We start from the raw sequence: 17004 nt of genomic DNA, 5'->3' as shown, positions 1-17004 counted from the left end.
CCGTCCTTACTTCTTGCCGTCTTCGAGCTGGGCCTTGAGAGCCATCAGCTTGGCGAAGGGTGAATTCGGGTCCGGCTGCTTCTCACGGCGCTCGTGCCCGCCCTCGCGGCGGTTGTCGGCGCGTTTGTCAGGACGCGGTCCACGGCGGTCATCCGGACGTGGGCCCCGTGGCGGACGATTCTGCGGCCGTCCGCCCTCGCCCTGAGCCTCGCGGCGGGGACGTTCGCCCTGACCTTCGCCATGACGTGGACGACGGTCGCCCCGCTCAGGCCGGTCACCGCGTTCGGAACGCTCGCCGCGCTCATGGCGTCCGCCGCGAGCCTCTCGGCCCTGGCGGGCGTGACCGCCCTCGTGATGACGGCGGTGCTGACGCCAGATCTCAACCATCTCGGGCTCCGACGGAGCCTCGGGAGCAGCTTCAGCGGCACCTTCCGTCGGCGCCAGCGCCTGCCCTTCAGGCGATGCCACGGCTTCGGATGCGCTCTCCACGACGGTCTCGGCCGATACGGATGCGTCGGGAGCCTCCACGGCCACGGCGCCTGTCTCCTCAGCCAGGGTCTGACCCTCGGCTGGGGCATCGGCGGGAGCTTCAGCCGGGGGTACGGCAGCAGGCTCGGTCGAAGCGGCCTGGACCAGCGGCACGGTGATCGCAGGTCCCGGACGGCGCTCCATCACGTAGCCCAGTGACTTCAGGATGGTAGCAAAATCCTCGCCTGCGCAACCGACGAGGGACGTCATGGCAACCGTCGGCACGAAACCTTCGCCGTCGGCGGCACCGGCCGGCGGCTCGCCGGGGGTGATTCCGGGGCGATAGGAGATCGCCGGGCGGATGAGGTCGGCCAGACGCTCCAGGATGTCGACGCGCACGGCACGGCCGCCGCAGACGCGGAAGCCCGCAGCGCGGTACAGACCCGCCGCGATCTCGGCGTCCACCGGGATCGAGGTGCGGCCGGACTGGGCGAGATGGGCGATCTCGTCGATGCCCTTCTGGTCGAGGCCACCGTTCTGGAGCGCCCAGAGCTGGGTTGCGAGAACGCGCGGAGCCGGCTTCAGAAGGGCCGGCAGATAAAGATGATAGGCGCCGAAGCGCACGCCCGCCTTGCGGAGCGCCGCGCGGGCATCCTGGTCGAGGCTGCGCACCTCGTTGAGAACCTTCGCGCGCTCGAGCACGCCGATGGCCTCGCCAATCTGGAAGGCGATGCCACGGGCAAGGCCGGCGAGCTCCGCATTGGTCTCGAGATCCATCGCAGGGCCGAGCAGACGCACGACATAGGCCTTCAGCCAGGCGCGCAGGCGATTCTCCACCTTGTCGCGAGCGGGACCGGTGAGGTGCTCGTCCGAGAGAATGCGCACACGCGGCTCGAACAGCTTGTCGCCCGGCTCCAGCTTCGCCACGGGATCGCCCTGCCAGCGGATCGTGCCGTCGTTCGACAGCACCAGCGTGGTATCCGGGGTCTCGGCAAACCGGTCGGCCCGCGTCTCGATCTCGCCGGCCAGCGCCTTGCTGGCGGCGTTGCGCAGGGTCTTGGCTTCCGTGGTATCGGCTTGGGGATCAGGCACGAAATGGAATCCGTGCAGGTGGCCGATATGTTGTCCCTCGACGGTGACGTCGCCGGTGGTCGTAATTTCCGCTTCGAGCATCGTGTTCTCTCTCAAGCGCCGCATGAGAACGCTCGTCCGCCGGTCGATGAACCTTTGGGCCAGACGTTCATGAAGCGCATCCGATAGCTTGTCCTCTACCTGACGCGCAACACCCTGCCAATGCTCCGGGTCCTTTAACCAGTCGGGACGGTTTGCGACAAAAGACCAAGTCCGCACCTGGGCGATGCGGTTGGAGAGGGTGTCGATATCGCCATCCGTGCGGTCGGAAGCCGACAAATGGCGGGCAAACCAGTCCGCCGGAACCGCGCCGTCCTTCATCAGGAAACGGTAGAGCTGGCCGACGAGGTCCGCATGGGTCTGGGGTGAAACTTTTCGATAATCGGGCACCTGGCAGATCTGCCAGAGGCGCTCGACCGCATATTTCGTGCGAGCGAAAGCCTGGATATCGTCCTCCCGGGCCAGAATCTCCAGGGACGCCAGGTCCTCGCCCATAGGCGCACGCACGAGGCCGTGCTCCCTGGGCTGAGCTCCCAGAGAATCGCGAAGCCGCCCGATGGACGAAAAATCGAGATCCGGGTTGCGCCATTGCAGGATGCGCACCGGATCGAACGTGTGGTTTTCCAGCGCCTCCACCGTCTCCGCATCGAAGGGAGGGCAGCGGCCCGTGGACCCGAAGGTGCCGTCGCGCATGTAGCGGCCGGCGCGGCCGGCGATCTGGGCGAGTTCGGGATTGTAGAGCTTGCGGAAGCGGAAGCCGTCGAACTTCTTGTCCGAGGCGAAGGCCACATGGTCCACGTCGAGGTTGAGGCCCATGCCGATGGCGTCCGTGGCGATGAGGTAGTCCACGTCCCCGTTCTGGTAGAGCTCGACCTGGGCGTTGCGGGTGCGGGGAGAAAGGGCGCCGAGCACCACCGCCGCACCGCCGCTCTGGCGGCGGATCAGCTCGGCGATGCCGTAGACCTCCTCCGCCGAGAAGGCGACGATGGCGGACCGGCGGGGCAGGCGCGAGACCTTCTTCTCACCCGAAAATGTGAGCTTCGACAGGCGCGGGCGGGTGACCACATGGACCCCAGGAATCAGGGCCTCGATCAGCGGACGCATGGTCATGGAGCCGATGAGCAGCGTTTCCTGCCGTCCGCGCTGGTTCAGGAGGCGGTCGGTGAACACGTGGCCGCGGTCGAGATCGGCGGCGAGCTGGATCTCGTCGATGGCCACGAAGGACGCGTCGATGTCGCGCGGCATGGCCTCGACGGTGGAGATCCAGTAGCGGGGCTTGTCCGGCTTGATCTTCTCCTCACCCGTGATCAGGGCGACGTTGTGGTGCCCCGCCTTCTCGACCACCCTCTGATAGACCTCGCGCGCGAGCAGGCGCAGCGGGAGACCGATCATGCCGCTGTCATGACCGAGCATGCGCTCGATGGCGAGGTGAGTCTTGCCGGTATTGGTGGGCCCGAGCACAGCAGTAACGCCGCGCGCACGCACTTGCGGAGGAAGAGAACGGCGAACCATGCCTGGATGCGGGGTAATGTCGGATAAGATCCCGGGTGAGAGGGGCGAGACGCCCCTGCACGTAGAGATGATGCAGGCAGCCTTCTCACAAAGCGGGCCTGGTCCGGCAAACCCGGCGGCAGGCTCTCCCTTATATGGGGCTACGCGCCGGTTTCGCTACCGGGTATCCAAGAATTCTCCGGGGATTTTGAAGGGCTTATTGCCCGGCCCCGGCCTTGATGGGCTCCCGCGCCTTGCCCGCGGGTCTGGCCTTTGCCGAGGCGGGTTTCACGTCGCCCTCCACCGACCAGCTCGCGGCCTGCAGCTCGCCCATGCCGATCATGGTGCGCACGGCGACCTTGATGGGAAAGAGCACGCGCGCTCCTTCCACCGGCGCCAGCCACACGGTCATGTCTTTGTTCTCCCGCATGAACTTGGTGGAGGGACGCTGCGTGCGGTGGCCGGAGATCGGGACCCAGCGCGCGTTGCAGACGAGGACAGGCCCGGAATAGCCAGCCACCGCGACGTTCTTGGTCTCGGCATAGGTCAGCACGATGTTCTGGCGGGCGGCGCCGTCGAAGACCGGGATGGTGCGATTGCAGTTGGCCTGATCCGTGAGGTCTTTTGACGCGACCGCAGGCATGATGAGGGCGCTCAGGGGATCGATGACCCCCTTCTTGTCCGCATCCTTTACGGGCACCCGGTCCTCTTTCGGCTCCACCGGCGGAGTGATCTCGGCTTCGACCACGTTGCCGCCATCAAGCGACATCCGCACCGTACGCTGCTCGCCGGAGGATTTGGAGGACACGGCAAAGCCGCTGGGCTGCAGCTGAGACCCGGCAATCAGGCCCGAGGCCGTGCCGGCCCCTTTGCCGCCGGTGATCATCCGCACGAGGCCGGAGAGCTTCACATTGCCCTGCAGCTCATATCGGGGGCCGGTAAAGGTGGAGGAGAGATCAGCCTTCCCCAACGGAAGCCCCGCCAAGGAAAGTTCATAGTTCACCTTAAGGGTCTGCGCGGCTTGAGCCTGAGCCTGGGAACCAAGGCCGGCAACGGTTAAGGTTAACAGAGCGGTAGCGATCAGGCGCATGGATGCTTTCTCGGGCTGTCCCGTTAGTCTATTCCGTTGCATGGCATGAGAATCAGAATAAATCATGACCATGGCGGCGCAAAAAAACGAGTTGTGCTGCCGCACTATTCTTGACGCCGGGCCCATTTTCGGCCTATAGCCCTGCACCTTCCAAGGACTTCTGGTGTCCGGCCGCGCGGGATCTGCGTTGAAGCAAACCCACGAAACTAGAGCCGTGACCCTTTGATACGATAGGATTGAACCCATGTCGCGCCGTTGCGAACTGACCGGCAAGGCCGTGCTGAGTGGCCACCTCGTGAGCCACTCGAACCGCAAGACGAAGCGGAAGTTCCTGCCGAACCTCTGCAACGTCACGCTCCAGTCTGACACCCTGCAGCGCTCCGTGCGCCTGCGCGTGTCCGCTCATGCTCTGCGTTCCGTCGAGCATCGCGGCGGCCTCGACGCCTTCCTGGCGAAGGCTTCGGCTGACGAGCTGTCGAGCACCGCCCTCACTGTGAAGCGCGAGATCGAGAAGAAGCTCGCCGCAGCGAGCTAATCTCGGCCTCAACCGTTTTCTACGCTGCGGGCGGCCTCACAGCCGCCCGTTTTGCGTTGCCTCAAGGCTTAGCTGTTCTCTGGGAAGGCTCCGTTCATGATCAAGACCGGGCACCGCGACTTCCTCATTGCGCTCGCCGCAATGACCCTCGTCGTCCTCTCGTCGAATATTCTGGTTCAGTATCCCTTCCACCATCTGGGCCTGGGTGATTATCTGACCTGGGGCGCGTTCAGCTATCCTTTCGCCTTTCTGGTCACGGACCTCTCGAACCGCCGCTTCGGCCCCAAAGGCGCCCGCCGGGTGGTTTATGCCGGCTTCGTGCTGGCTGTCCTGCTGTCGATCTATCTCGCGACGCCACGCATCGCGATTGCCTCGGGCGCGGCCTTCCTGTGCGCGCAGCTGCTCGACATTCAGATCTTCACGCGCCTTCGCGGCCACGCCTGGTGGATGCCGCCCTTCGTGTCCTCGGTGATCTCGTCGGGCCTCGACACGGCCATCTTCTTCTCGGTCGCCTTCTATTGCGGCGCCCTCCCCGGTCTCGGCCTCACGATCACCGACACGCTTGGCCTTGCTGGCATTGCGGATGAATGCATCGCGCTTCCGTGGGTGAACCTCGCCGTCGCCGATTATCTGGTGAAGCTCGCGCTCGCCGCTCTTTCGATCGCTCCCTACGGCGCGATCCTGCGGCTCATGCGCTTCGAGGCAAAGCACCACCACCGGACCGCCTGATCGGCGCTCGCGCAGATCATTCGGCGAGCGCGAATTCCAGCAGCAGGGTTCGCTGAAGGTTCGTATTGAAGTTGTTGTCGGAGATCAGTGAGATCACATGCTCGCTTCCCTCCCGATGAACGGCAACGCCTTCCATGTTGTCCATCTGGTGCGAGGCCTCGCTCTCGTAGATCACCTCGCCGTCCACGCGCGCACCGGGCCTGATCGCCGAGGCCGCCACACGCCGGAGACGGCACCCGAAGCCTCCGAACAGGGAGAACCGGCGCTCCAGCACGATTGCATCGCCGGAATCGAGGAACGCGAGATCCGTCACGTCGTAGCCGCCGCGGCGCACCATTTCGAATGCGCCCTTGCGTGAGCCGGTGAGGATGAACCCCTGACCGCCTTCGGCAATTCCGATGAGGGCGCCGGACAGGGTTGATCGCTGCGGGGCAACGGCAAGAGCCTCGATCCCGCCATTGCTCGGCAGATCCTTGAGTTCATTCGGCACGGCAATCGGAACGCCCTTGACGAGCGCCCCTTCGCGGCCGCGCTCGAAGCGAAGAACGGCATGATTTCGCTCGATGCCGACGAAGGCCGTGTTGCCGGAGATCGCGAGGCTCTCCGTATCGTAATAGCGGGTGCGGCGCGTAGGCGTGCCGTTGCTCATGAGCAAGGGCGCCATCACCGCATCGGACAGCCCCGACAAGCGCCCGTCCGCCGTCTCCACGCGCGCCTGAAGCACCTGCGAATTGTCGGCAAGCGCGATGATTTCCTGGCCCCTTGGCGAGCGCCACAGACCGGAAAAGCCGCCAAAAGCGGAAACGTCGGATTTGAGGATGAGACCTGACCGGAAGAACAGCGCGCCGAACTTCGTGCGGTCAGGATCGGTGTTGGAGAGATGGCTGATCGGCTGAGCCGAGACCCTGATCGGCGTGGCATTGCGAAACGCCTGCGGACGCTGCGCCAGCGCCGTTCCTGTGACGCCTGCGATGCCGGCAGCGGTGATCGCACCGCCGCCGATGAGCAGGCTTCTCCGGCTGAATAGCCTCACGCGTGAGCCCGGCGGCGAGGTGCCGCCCCGCGCGGCGCTTGAGCATTCTCCTCGAACAATTCCGCAAGCTTCTCGGTCATCACGCCGCCGAGTTCCTCCGCATCGACGATGGTCACCGCTCGGCGGTAATAACGGGTCACGTCGTGCCCGATGCCGATGGCGATCAGTTCGACCGGCGAGCGCGTCTCGATCTCTTCGATGATGTAGCGCAGGTGGCGTTCGAGATAGTTGCCGGGATTGACCGAGAGGGTCGAGTCGTCCACCGGCGCGCCGTCGGAAATCACCATCAGGATGCGCCGCTGCTCGGGACGCCCGAGCAGACGCTTGTGCGCCCAGTCGAGGGCCTCGCCGTCGATGTTCTCCTTCAGCAGGCCTTCCCGCATCATGAGGCCGAGATTCTTGCGTGCGCGCCGCCAGGGGGCATCCGCCGACTTGTAGATGATGTGACGCAGATCGTTGAGGCGGCCCGGATTGGCGGGCTTGCCGTTCTGCAGCCACATCTCGCGGGATTGACCGCCCTTCCAGGCGCGCGTGGTGAAGCCGAGGATTTCCACCTTCACGCCGCAGCGCTCCAGCGTGCGCGCGAGAATATCGGCGCAGGTGGCAGCCACGGTGATCGGGCGTCCGCGCATGGAGCCGGAATTGTCGAGAAGCAGCGTCACGACCGTGTCGCGGAAGTTGGTGTCCTGCTCCTGCTTGAAGCTCAACGGCTGGAACGGGTCCATGATGATGCGAGGCAGGCGCACCGGATCGAGCGTTCCTTCCTCCAGGTCGAATTCCCACGAGCGGTTCTGCTGCGCCATGAGGCGGCGCTGCAGGCGGTTGGCGAGACGTCCCACCACGCCCTGGAGATGCGCGAGCTGCTTGTCGAGATAGGCGCGAAGGCGCGTCAGCTCATCCGCATCGCAGAGATCCTCCGCATGGATGATCTCGTCGAACTTGCTGGTGTAGGGCTTGTAATCGGGCCCCCGATTCTCGTTCGCGCGCGAAGGCGGACGCCAGGATTCGCCCGCATCCTCGGAATCGGCTTCTTCCGCTTCCTCGGGCATTTCGCCGGAAGGACCATCGGCCTCTTCCGTCGCGCCGTCCTCCATCTCGTCGCTCGAATCCTCGCTGACCTCAACCTCGGCGCGGTCGCCTTGGGATTCCTGCTCGGATTCGCCTTCGCCCCGCTGCTCCTGCTGCTCGGACTCGTTGTCTTCCTCGTTCTCCTCGTCGTCCTGCTCGAGCGACGCATCGTCGGCCATGTCGAGGGAGGAGAGCAGGTCGCGGATGCCGCGCGCGAAATCGCGCTGGCTGTCGATGTTCTTCAACAACCCGTCGAGATTCTTGCCTGCGCGCTCCTCAATGAAGTCGCGCCAGAGATCGACGATTTTCTCGGCCGCATGTGGCGGCTTCTCGCCGGTCAGGCGCTCGCGCACCATGAGCGCCAGCGCGTCCTCGATGGGCGCATCCGCGCGATCGGTGATCTCTTCGTATTTGCCGCCGCGGTGATAGCGGTCCTCCAGCATCGCGGAGATGTTGGAAGAGATGCCCGCCATGCGGCGCGAGCCGATGGATTCCACGCGCGCCTGCTCGACGGCGTCGAACACGGCGCGGGCGGCCTGGCCCTCGGGAGCGAGCTTGCGGTGGAGAGAGGTGTCGTGACAGGCGAGCCGCAGCGCCATGGAATCCGCGTTGCCGCGCAGGATCGCCACATCGTTCGACGTGAGCTTGCGCGGCAGCTCCGGCAGGCGAGCCTTGTCCTGGCCCATGAGCACGGGGCGGTCGGAGGCGAAGGCCACCTCAAGATCGGGCTTGCGGGCGATGGCCTTCATCGCACCGGCGATGGAGCGCTTCAGCGGCTCCGCCGGCGCTTCCTTCTTCTCACCTGGCTTGCGGTTCGAGATGGACATACTTGCCTGTCGCTTCCGATAAGCCCTCATTCTGAGGAGGCCAAAGGCCGTCTCGAAGAACGAGGGCGCTTCCAGAGAATTCTGGACCCGGCATCCTGATCCTTCGAGACGCTACGCTCCTCAGGATGAGGATGCCTGATCGTGACTTAGCTCAGCACCATGTTCACGGCGCTTTCCGGCAATTCCTTGCCGAAGGAGCGCTGATAGAACTCGGCGACCAGCGTGCGTTCCAACTCGTCGCATTTGTTGAGGAACGTCACGCGGAAGGCGAAGCCCGTGTCACCGAAGATTTCGGCGTTCTCGGCCCAGGTGATCACCGTGCGCGGGCTCATGACGGTGGAGAGATCCCCGTTCATGAAGGCCGAGCGGGTGAGATCGGCCACGCGCACCATCTTGTTGACGATGTCGCGCCCTTCCGAGCTGTTCTGATAGTGCTTCGCCTTGGAGAGGACGATGTCCACCTCCTTGTCGTGCGGCAGATAGTTGAGCGTGGTGACGATGGACCAGCGGTCCATCTGGCCCTGGTTGATCTGCTGCGTGCCGTGATAGAGGCCCGACGTATCGCCCAGGCCGACCGTGTTGGCGGTGGCGAACAGGCGGAAGGCGGGATGAGGACGGATCACGCGCTTCTGGTCGAGCAGCGTGAGCTTGCCCGACTGCTCCAGCACGCGCTGGATCACGAACATCACGTCGGGACGTCCGGCATCGTACTCGTCGAACACGAGAGCGACATTGTTCTGGAGCGCCCAGGGGAGGATGCCGTCCTGGAAGGCGGTGACCTGCTTGCCGTCCTGCAGCACGATGGCGTCCTTGCCGACAAGGTCGATACGCGACACGTGGCTGTCCAGGTTCACGCGGACGCAAGGCCAGTTGAGGCGGGCGGCCACCTGCTCGATATGGGTCGATTTGCCGGTGCCGTGATAGCCGGTGATCATCACGCGACGGTTGCGCGCGAAGCCCGCGAGGATCGCCAGCGTCGTCTCCCGGTCGAAGAGATAATCCGGGTCGAGATCGGGTACATGCTCCTCCGCTTGGGAGAAGGCGGGAACTTCCAGATCCGAGTCGATGCCGAAGACCTGTCGCACGGACACTTTCATATCCGGCAGGCGGGTCGTTGTATCGGTTTGTGCCGTCATAAGGGCCTCTCGTCGGACAGTGGTTTCAAAGACTTGCCATGGCTTCTTAAACTCCATGGCGGTGCGGTGCAATTTCCTAAACGCTTAAGAGGGCTGCATGAAACAAGGAGGTTTCAGCAAAGACCAGCGCTTTTGAGGACGTCATGCGCCTTGATGATGTCGCGCAACCGCTCCTCGAAGGAACGGTCGCCCCCATTGGCGTCGGGGTGGAACCGCTTCACCAGGGACTTGTACTGGGCCTTGATGGCGGGTCCGTCGGCGGTCTCATCCAGGCCGAGAATGTCCAGGGCCCGGCGCACTGCGCCCGTATAGCGGGGGCGCTTCGGCTCGGGCGCCGCCCTGCGGCTGCGGGCCTGGGTGAAGTCCTCCCCTCTGAGGATGCCCAGCGGGTCGACATAGGCCCAGTCCCGGGGCTCCTGAGCCTTCCCTTCGGCCTCGGCCTTGCCGGAGGTGTTCACGCCCATGGCCCAGGTCGGGCGATGACCGACGATCGCGTCCTTCTGATAGGCGGCGACCGCCGAATCGGACATGCCGGTGAAATAGTTGTAGGAGGCGTTGTACTCGCGCACATGCTCAAGGCAGAAGCGCCAGTACTGACCCTCCCGGTCCCGGCCTTTCGGCGCACGGAATTCGCCCGCAGCCTTGCAGCCGGGGTGCTCGCAGGCAGGTCCCTTCGTCTCCCGCGGCTCATCGGCGGAAGACTTGATCCGGATACGGTCGAAAAGAGGCGAGTTGAGATCCATGATTCAAACATTATGAAGGGCGGAAGGCCCTGAGCCAAGGCTTAAGAGCTTTTCGCCGCAGACCCGTTCAAAAAGGTTTACAAGAGCAGCATGACCCTCACCGATTGGATCACACAGAATCTGCAGGAACAGTTGCAGCCCTCCGCGCTCACCGTCACCGACGAGTCGGAGCAGCATCGCGGCCATGGAGGCTGGCGGGAGGGGGGTGAAACTCACTTCCGTCTTTATATCGTGTCGGAAGCCTTTTCAGGCAAGAGCCGCGTCGAGCGTCATCGCCTTGTGAACGAGGTTCTGAAAGGCGCCTTCGACAGGGGCCTGCATGCCCTGGCCATCCAGGCCAAGGCGCCGGGGGAGTAAGGACAGGCAGGATGGATTTTAGGCTAGTTTTCCATCCCACTCCCAAGGATATTTAACGCCGAGACTCCTCAATGCTTGATGGACAAGCCAAGGTGTCCATGTCTTCCCATACGGGGCGCTAATGCGACGCCGTTCGAGTTCCATTACTAAGAGATGCGGGGACGTTATCCCCGTTTCTCCGCATTCTTTGAAAATGGGCCTGAGGGCAGTTGCCCATTTAATTCTAGCACGCATCCGATAAGGCACGACATCTTTGAGAGGGGCATCAGGCACCTTTGTTTGCTTTGGTTTCAAAGCCATATGCTCGGCTTCGAACAAAGCTATCTCGTGGGCCATCTCATCGGGAGCGTGCTCAAGCCCATGCAATGCCCTGTTCACTCCACGCCTGCCAGCACGGTTGGAAGCAGCTTTGAAGCGCCGAACGGCCTTACGGGCTGCCTTGTCATTCTCACCATATTGATTGCTGCAATCTCGCTCATAGGAGAGCTTTTTGTTCTCTTGTGGAGAGCGTCTCCGATCCAATTTATTCATCGTAATATTTTGCTCCTCGCCAGGGCGGCCAAGGAAAAGATATTGCATTACTTAATCCGTTCAAGCACGCTTACGTAATTGGCTACGGCCGCGCCGCCCATGTTGAAGATGCCGCCGAGCTTCGCGTTCCTCACCTGCATCCCACCGGCTTCCTCACAGAGCTGCATTGCCGAGAGCGCGTGCATCGAGACGCCCGTCGCGCCGATGGGGTGTCCCTTGGCCTTGAGGCCACCGGACGGGTTCACCGGCAGCTTGCCGTCGCGATTCGTCCAGCCTTCCTTGACCGCGATGGCGCCTTGGCCGGGAGGCGCGAGCCCCATGGCCTCGTATTCGATGAGTTCCGCGATGGTGAAGCAGTCATGGGTCTCCACGAAGGAGAGATCCGAGAGTTCGATGCCGGCCTGAGCGAGCGCGCGTTGCCATGCTACTTCGCAGCCCTCGAACTGAATGATGTCACGCTTCGACATGGGCAGAAAATCCTGCGCATGGGCAGTCGCCCGGAACGCTACGGCGCGGCGCATGCGCAGCGCTGTCTCCGTGTCGGCGATCACGAGCGCTGCGGCGCCATCGGAAACGAGCGAGCAATCCGTGCGCTTCAGAGGTCCCGCCACAAAGGGGTTCTTCTCGCTCTCGGCGCGGCAGAAGTCGAAGCCGAGATCCTTGCGCATCTGCGCGTAGGGATTGTCGACGCCGTTCTTGTGGTTCTTGGCCGCAATGAGCGCCAGCGCATCCGACTGGTCGCCAAAGCGCTGAAAATACTGGCCCGCGATCTGCCCGAACACGCCTGCGAAGCCAGCCGGGGTCTCGCCGTCCTCGGGAACGTAGGAGCACTTGAGCAGGATGCTGCCGATCTCAGGTCCCGGCGTGCGGGTCATCTGCTCGACGCCGACCACGAGCACCGTTCTAGCGCGCTTGGCCTCGATGGTCTTGATCGCCTGGTGGACGGCGGCAGAGCCGGTGGCGCAGGCATTCTCGACGCGCGTCGCAGGCTTGAAGCGGAACTTGTCGCTGGCCTGGAAAATCAGCGACGCCGTGAAATCCTGGGCCGAGAATCCGCCGTTGAAATGGCCGAGAACTACCTCGTCCACGTCCTCCGCGCCGATCCCCGCATGATCCAGCGCCTCGCTGGCGACCCGGACGATGAGGCTCTCGACACTTTCCGCGTCGAGCTTGCCGAAGGGGGTGTGCGCCCAACCGACGATGCAGGCAGTCATGGGGGTCTCCTCACGAAACTCGGATGTTGCGCATAAGGTGGAATGGTTCCTGCCGTTCGGCAAGCCAGCCTTGGTCGCAGTCTGATCAAAGTCCCCCGCCTCTTGAATTTGCTCCTGCTTCAGCCTCCATGGACGCCCGGAACGAATCAGCGGACATGCTCCATGCGTCTTTGCGTCTTTTGCGGCTCCAGCGCGGGCCAGGATCCCGTCTACATCGAAACCGCCCGCCTGCTCGGCGAGGCCTTGGCTGCAAACGACATCGAGCTTGTCTATGGCGGCGCCTCGGTCGGCCTCATGGGCGCGGTGGCGGATGCGGCTCTGGCCAAGGGCGGCCACGTGATCGGCGTGATGCCGCAGGCTCTCGTCGACAAGGAAATCGCACATGCGGGTTTGAGCGACCTGCGTGTGGTCGGCTCCATGCATGAGCGCAAGGCGATGATGGCCGAACTCTCGGACGGCTTCATCGCGCTACCCGGCGGCCTCGGCACCTTCGAGGAGCTGTTCGAGGTCTGGACCTGGGCACAGCTCGGCTATCATAAGAAGCCCTGCGCCCTGCTCAACGTGGCGGGCTTCTACGACAAGCTCGCAGGCTTCCTCGACGACGTGGTGGAGCGCGGCTTCGTGAAGCCCATCCACCGCGCCATGCTGATCGTGAAGGACGAGCCCGCCGCCCTGATCGATGCGATCCGGGCTTATGAGCCGCCGAAGGTCGAGAAATGGATCAAGGCCGGCGAGCGATGATCCGCAACCAAGATGGCTCCATCGACAAGGAATCATCTCTGTTCATGGTCCTCAGCATTTTTGACGGCGAACTGCATCCACTTCGCTGAAAATGCTCTAGGCCTTGTACGCGCCGACACCTTCGCCGAGATGCGCGTTGTTCGCCTCGCGGACCTTCGCCGCTGCCTCGTCGTAGAGGAAGGGAAGGAACGCATAGCGGCGTCCTGACGTGACCTTCGAGACCGCATGCAGAAGCGGCGTCGAGAACACCACGGCGCCGCCGAGCGGAGCCTTGTAGCTGCGCGATCCGTATTCCGGGAAGCTCACCTCGCCGCCCTCGAATTCGTCGTTGAGGTTGATCGACACCGCGAAGCGACGATGGGCCGTGCCCTTGGTGGTGTTGTCGCGATGCGGGCGAAAATGCCCGCCATCCTCCGCCGCATAGCAGGAGACGATGTAGCGCTCCATGCGGGTGGGAGTGAAGAAATGCACGCGTTCGATCTCGGGATTGATGCGGCGGATGATGCGCCGCTGCAGCTGCGCGATCAATTCGGAATCTGTAACCGTGAAATCCTTGCGGCTCTTGTGGCTGCGGTCGTGGGCGGCCACTGTCTTTCCGTCGATCTCCCGCATGAAGCCTGATTCTTCTCCACCGTTCTGCTCGTAGAGCGAAATCAGGTGCCGGCAGAAAGAAGGCTCGAACACGTCCGGAACGATGATGATGGGGGCCGGGATCTCGAAACCTGCGAAGCGGTCGACCGGGGGCAAATCACGCAGATATGCCATCACCTCCTCGCGGTCGCTGCCGTCCTCCTTGAAGGGGAAGATGGCGCGTACGCGCAGGGTCGGATTGAGCACCATCCAGAACCGGCGAACGGGAATCTGGGTCTGGCCGGGTTCGACATTGCTGGGAAGAGCCCCGTAGAGGCGCCCGGCCTTGCCATCGAAATCCCAGAAGTGGCGGATACCCGGCACGATCTGCCTTGCACGCGCCTCTGACTGGTCAGAGGGGTCGGAGCTCACTCCGAAGATGGCGATCTTGTCATCGTCGAACAGGGCCCGATGCGTCTCCTGAAACGCCTTGAGGGTCTCGCGACCGGCCTCGTCCGCTCCCGTGCCGTAAAAGCACAGGACGAGATAGCGGCCGGCAACGGTCTCAAAATGGAACTGCGGGTTGCTGGTGCAGTTCTGGGTGAACCATGGCGCGGGATCGCCGACATGAATGGCACGATAGGCGGGCTTCGTAGCGGTGGCTTCAGCGGCAGTCATCGACGCAATCCATCAAAAGAAATGAAATCACGTTTCGTGATAGCATTCCCCTCAGGCAGCGACAATATGCTTCTCCACCGAGAAACAATGGCCGAGCTTCGTTGTTCTTGCATATGAGCGGCTCTTGCCACTCTCTTGCCACGGAGTTCAGTACAAAGGGCGGTGCGGGTTGCGATACATCACCTTGCCTAGCCAAAGCTAAGGTTTGGGATTAAAAATTATAGCCCAGCTGGCAAGCGGGGCTCTCTGTCCCCTCTCCGACCGTTGTACAAGTCTAAGGAGTCGTTCCGTATGAACGTTAGCCGTGCCCTACGCATGACAGCCTTTGCCTTTGCCGCTCTCATGGGTGGACAGGCTCTGGCCGCGGGCGGCCCTGCCCTCGTGGTCGAGGTTGAATCCGGCCGCGTTCTGCACGCAGAGCGGGCGACCGACCCCTGGTATCCGGCCTCCATCACGAAGCTGATGACGGCCTATATCGCTCTCGACAAGGTGCGCTCCGGCCAGCTGAGCATGGACACCCTGCTCACGGTGAGCGACAGCGCCGCCGCGCTGCCGCCGTCCAAGATGGGCTTCAAGCCGGGCACCCAGATCCGCCTCGACAACGCCCTCAAGATCATGATGGTGAAGTCGGCCAACGATGTCGCCGCCACGATCGCGGAGAATATCGGCGGTTCCATCGATGGCTTCTCGGCTCTCATGAACGCCCATGCCCAGCGACTCGGCATGACCAGCAGCCACTTCGCTAATCCGCACGGTCTTCCCGACGAGCGCAATCAGACCACCGCGCGCGACATGGCCATCCTGGGCCGCGCGCTGCTGAGGGAGTTCCCTGATCAGCAGGACCTGTTCCACATCGGCGCGGTGCAGTTCGGACGCCGCATCATGCGCAACACCAACGGCCTCATCGGCCGCTATCCCGGCGCGGACGGCATGAAGACCGGCTTCATCTGCTCGGCCGGCTTCAACGTGGTGGCCAGCGCCAACCGCAACGGCCGTCATCTGATCACGGTGGTGCTCGGCGCGCCCTCGGCCAACGAGCGCACCATGAAGGCAGCCGAGCTGTTCGACCGCGGCTTCAACAGCAAGGTGAACTTCACCAATCCCGAGCTCGCCGCTCTTCCCGCATCGGCCAACACCACGCCGCCGGACATGCGTCCGGTGATCTGCGACCGCCGTGGCCCGATGCCTCAGGAAGAAGACGCCCCTGTGGTGGCCGAGGACAACTCGAACGTTCCGAACCTCTTCTCGTCCGACGTCATGGCCTTCGCGGGCGACACGCAAAAGCCCGTTCGCACCGTGCTTGGCCCGCGCGCTGCCGTGCAGCCGGAGCGCGTCTGGATCGGCCTGAACCCGCCCTCCCAGGCCGAGCTTGCCGCCCAGGCCGCTGCAGAGGAGGCTGCCGAAAAGGCCCGCCTGAACAAGAAGAAGGCCCCCGCCAAGAAAAAGGCCACCAAGGAAGCCGCTTCCAAGGAGGCGGATGCTCCGGCAGCCGAGGAAGGCAGCAAGACCAAGTCGAAGGGCCGTGTCAGCGTCACCGTGAAGCCTGTGACGGACCAGAAGGCCAATACTCAGAAGCCGGCCAAGAAGGACCAGAAGGCGGAAGCCGCCTCGAAGCCGAAAGCGGCGAACTGATCTTCCCCAACGCATCATCAGCGCCCGGCCCCGTGCCGGGCGTTTTGCTTATCCGGCCTCTTGCTTTCACACCCGATCCGCGCGAACGGTGCGCATCCCGCGAACCTCGATCCTCGTCATGACGCGCTCCTCCCACCACGCCACAGGCCTTCTCTTCGCTGTCAGCTCCGCCAGCCTCTACGGCCTCAACATCGTCTTCGCGCGCATGGCGTCCTTCGCCGGCGCCAACGGCTCGGCCATCGTGGTCTACCGTGTGTTTCTGATGCTGGCGCTTGTGGCCATCGTGGCCTTCGCCGCGCGGCGCTCGCTCGCCATGGCGCGCGAGGAGAGAGGCAAGATGCTTCTCCTCGGCATCTCCACCGCCTTCGTCGGCATCTGCTACCTGTCCTCCGTCGCCTTCATTCCAGTGGCGGTCGCCGCAGTGGTGTTCTACACCTTTCCCATCCTTATCGTTCTCGCCAGCCCCTTCGTAGAAAAGACGCCGCTGACGCCTCTGCTCATCGGCGTCGTGGTGGTTGCGACCTTCGGCGTCTGTCTCGTCGTCGGCCCCGCCTTCTCCGGCCTCGACTGGCGCGGCCTGGCGCTCGCCTTCGCAGCCAGCGTCGCCACGGCCATCCAGTTCTTCGTGGCGGCCCGCTGCACCCGAACCGGCGTGGTAGCGAAGGTGTTCTGGATTCACCTGATCGTCCTGCCGACCTCGATCCTCATCAGCCTCGTCACCGGACAGCTCGCGCCGCCTTCGATCCTGGCTCTCGCTCCGTTTGCCGTTGCCATGACCATCGGCGGCTACGTCTTCGGTTTCGTCCTGCAGTTCCTGGCGCTCGGGCGCATCACGGCCGTTGCTGCCGGCATCATCTACTGCACGGAGCCTGTGGTGGCCTCCGTTGCCTCAGCCTTCATCCTCGGCGAGGCCCTTTCTCCCGTTCAGGTCGCGGGCGGCTGCCTTGTGCTCGCCGCCATCATGACCAACGTTCTTCTGGAACAGCGTCGCCTGAAGGACGCACCTTTGATTCCGATTGCGGATTAACGC

General features: G+C 63.6%; 15 protein-coding genes. 6 read left to right on the top strand and 9 right to left on the bottom strand.

Annotated elements, in window-relative coordinates; all coding sequences use genetic code 11:
* Nucleotides 1–6: 6 nt before the first annotated feature.
* Together BLP10_RS04680 and BLP10_RS04675 are read right to left on the bottom strand one after the other, a co-directional pair.
* Complete coding sequence (locus tag BLP10_RS04680) at nt 7–3111, bottom strand: helicase-related protein (protein ID WP_091130878.1); 3105 nt, start codon at nt 3109–3111, stop codon at nt 7–9.
* A gap of 196 nt (nt 3112–3307) precedes the next feature.
* Nucleotides 3308–4180, bottom strand: coding sequence for a DUF3108 domain-containing protein (locus BLP10_RS04675; RefSeq protein ID WP_091130875.1), 873 nt, complete (start codon nt 4178–4180; stop codon nt 3308–3310).
* 244 nt (nt 4181–4424) lie between these two features.
* Between BLP10_RS04675 and rpmB the strand changes: the two genes are divergently transcribed.
* Together rpmB and BLP10_RS04665 are read left to right on the top strand one after the other, a co-directional pair.
* The gene (rpmB, locus tag BLP10_RS04670; protein WP_091130872.1) at nt 4425–4715 is read left to right on the top strand and encodes a 50S ribosomal protein L28; all 291 of its coding nucleotides are present in this window, start codon (nt 4425–4427) and stop codon (nt 4713–4715) included.
* 96 nt (nt 4716–4811) lie between these two features.
* On the top strand, nt 4812–5444 hold the full coding sequence (locus BLP10_RS04665) for a queuosine precursor transporter (protein ID WP_091130868.1): 633 nt from the start codon (nt 4812–4814) through the stop codon (nt 5442–5444).
* Between the two features lie 16 nt (nt 5445–5460).
* Here the strand turns inward: BLP10_RS04665 and BLP10_RS04660 are convergent, their stop codons facing one another.
* From BLP10_RS04660 to BLP10_RS04645, 4 genes are all read right to left on the bottom strand, one after another.
* The gene (locus BLP10_RS04660) at nt 5461–6477 is read right to left on the bottom strand and encodes an esterase-like activity of phytase family protein (protein WP_175493779.1); all 1017 of its coding nucleotides are present in this window, start codon (nt 6475–6477) and stop codon (nt 5461–5463) included.
* Nucleotides 6474–8372, bottom strand: coding sequence for a cobaltochelatase subunit CobT (cobT, locus tag BLP10_RS04655; RefSeq protein ID WP_091130864.1), 1899 nt, complete (start codon nt 8370–8372; stop codon nt 6474–6476). The genes BLP10_RS04660 and cobT overlap by 4 nt, the downstream gene beginning before the upstream one ends.
* Nucleotides 8373–8518: 146 nt before the next feature.
* Nucleotides 8519–9508 (bottom strand): cobaltochelatase subunit CobS, encoded by a 990-nt coding sequence (gene cobS / locus BLP10_RS04650; protein WP_091130860.1) that lies wholly within the window; start codon nt 9506–9508, stop codon nt 8519–8521.
* A 113-nt stretch (nt 9509–9621) separates the two neighbouring features.
* The gene (locus BLP10_RS04645; protein ID WP_091130857.1) at nt 9622–10251 is read right to left on the bottom strand and encodes a J domain-containing protein; all 630 of its coding nucleotides are present in this window, start codon (nt 10249–10251) and stop codon (nt 9622–9624) included.
* Nucleotides 10252–10341: 90 nt separating this feature from the next.
* Here BLP10_RS04645 and BLP10_RS04640 point away from each other — a divergent pair, with 90 nt between their 5' ends.
* Complete coding sequence (locus BLP10_RS04640) at nt 10342–10608, top strand: BolA family protein (RefSeq protein WP_091130853.1); 267 nt, start codon at nt 10342–10344, stop codon at nt 10606–10608.
* A gap of 18 nt (nt 10609–10626) precedes the next feature.
* Here BLP10_RS04640 and BLP10_RS04635 read toward each other — a convergent pair whose 3' ends face one another.
* Together BLP10_RS04635 and BLP10_RS04630 are read right to left on the bottom strand one after the other, a co-directional pair.
* Nucleotides 10627–11187, bottom strand: coding sequence for a hypothetical protein (locus BLP10_RS04635; protein WP_091130850.1), 561 nt, complete (start codon nt 11185–11187; stop codon nt 10627–10629).
* The gene (locus BLP10_RS04630) at nt 11187–12353 is read right to left on the bottom strand and encodes an acetyl-CoA acetyltransferase (protein ID WP_091130848.1); all 1167 of its coding nucleotides are present in this window, start codon (nt 12351–12353) and stop codon (nt 11187–11189) included. Before BLP10_RS04630 ends, BLP10_RS04635 begins: the two co-directional genes overlap by 1 nt.
* Before the next feature lie 162 nt (nt 12354–12515).
* On the opposite strand from BLP10_RS04630, the gene BLP10_RS04625 reads away from it, so the two are divergent.
* Nucleotides 12516–13094, top strand: coding sequence for an LOG family protein (locus tag BLP10_RS04625; protein WP_091132040.1), 579 nt, complete (start codon nt 12516–12518; stop codon nt 13092–13094).
* Between the two features lie 96 nt (nt 13095–13190).
* Here BLP10_RS04625 and BLP10_RS04620 read toward each other — a convergent pair whose 3' ends face one another.
* Entirely contained in the window at nt 13191–14342 is a 1152-nt protein-coding gene (locus BLP10_RS04620) for a 2OG-Fe(II) oxygenase (RefSeq protein ID WP_091130845.1), read from the bottom strand.
* 291 nt (nt 14343–14633) lie between these two features.
* Here BLP10_RS04620 and BLP10_RS04615 point away from each other — a divergent pair, with 291 nt between their 5' ends.
* On the top strand, nt 14634–15974 hold the full coding sequence (locus tag BLP10_RS04615; RefSeq protein ID WP_091130841.1) for a D-alanyl-D-alanine carboxypeptidase family protein: 1341 nt from the start codon (nt 14634–14636) through the stop codon (nt 15972–15974).
* A gap of 118 nt (nt 15975–16092) precedes the next feature.
* Nucleotides 16093–17001, top strand: a complete 909-nt coding sequence (locus BLP10_RS04610; RefSeq protein ID WP_139165434.1) for a DMT family transporter — start codon at nt 16093–16095, stop codon at nt 16999–17001.
* Nucleotides 17002–17004 lie beyond the last annotated feature (3 nt).

Origin of the sequence: Microvirga guangxiensis, from assembly GCF_900102135.1 — a bacterium.
Lineage (GTDB): Bacteria > Pseudomonadota > Alphaproteobacteria > Rhizobiales > Beijerinckiaceae > Microvirga > Microvirga guangxiensis.
This window is presented reverse-complemented; position numbering and strand designations above follow the sequence as displayed.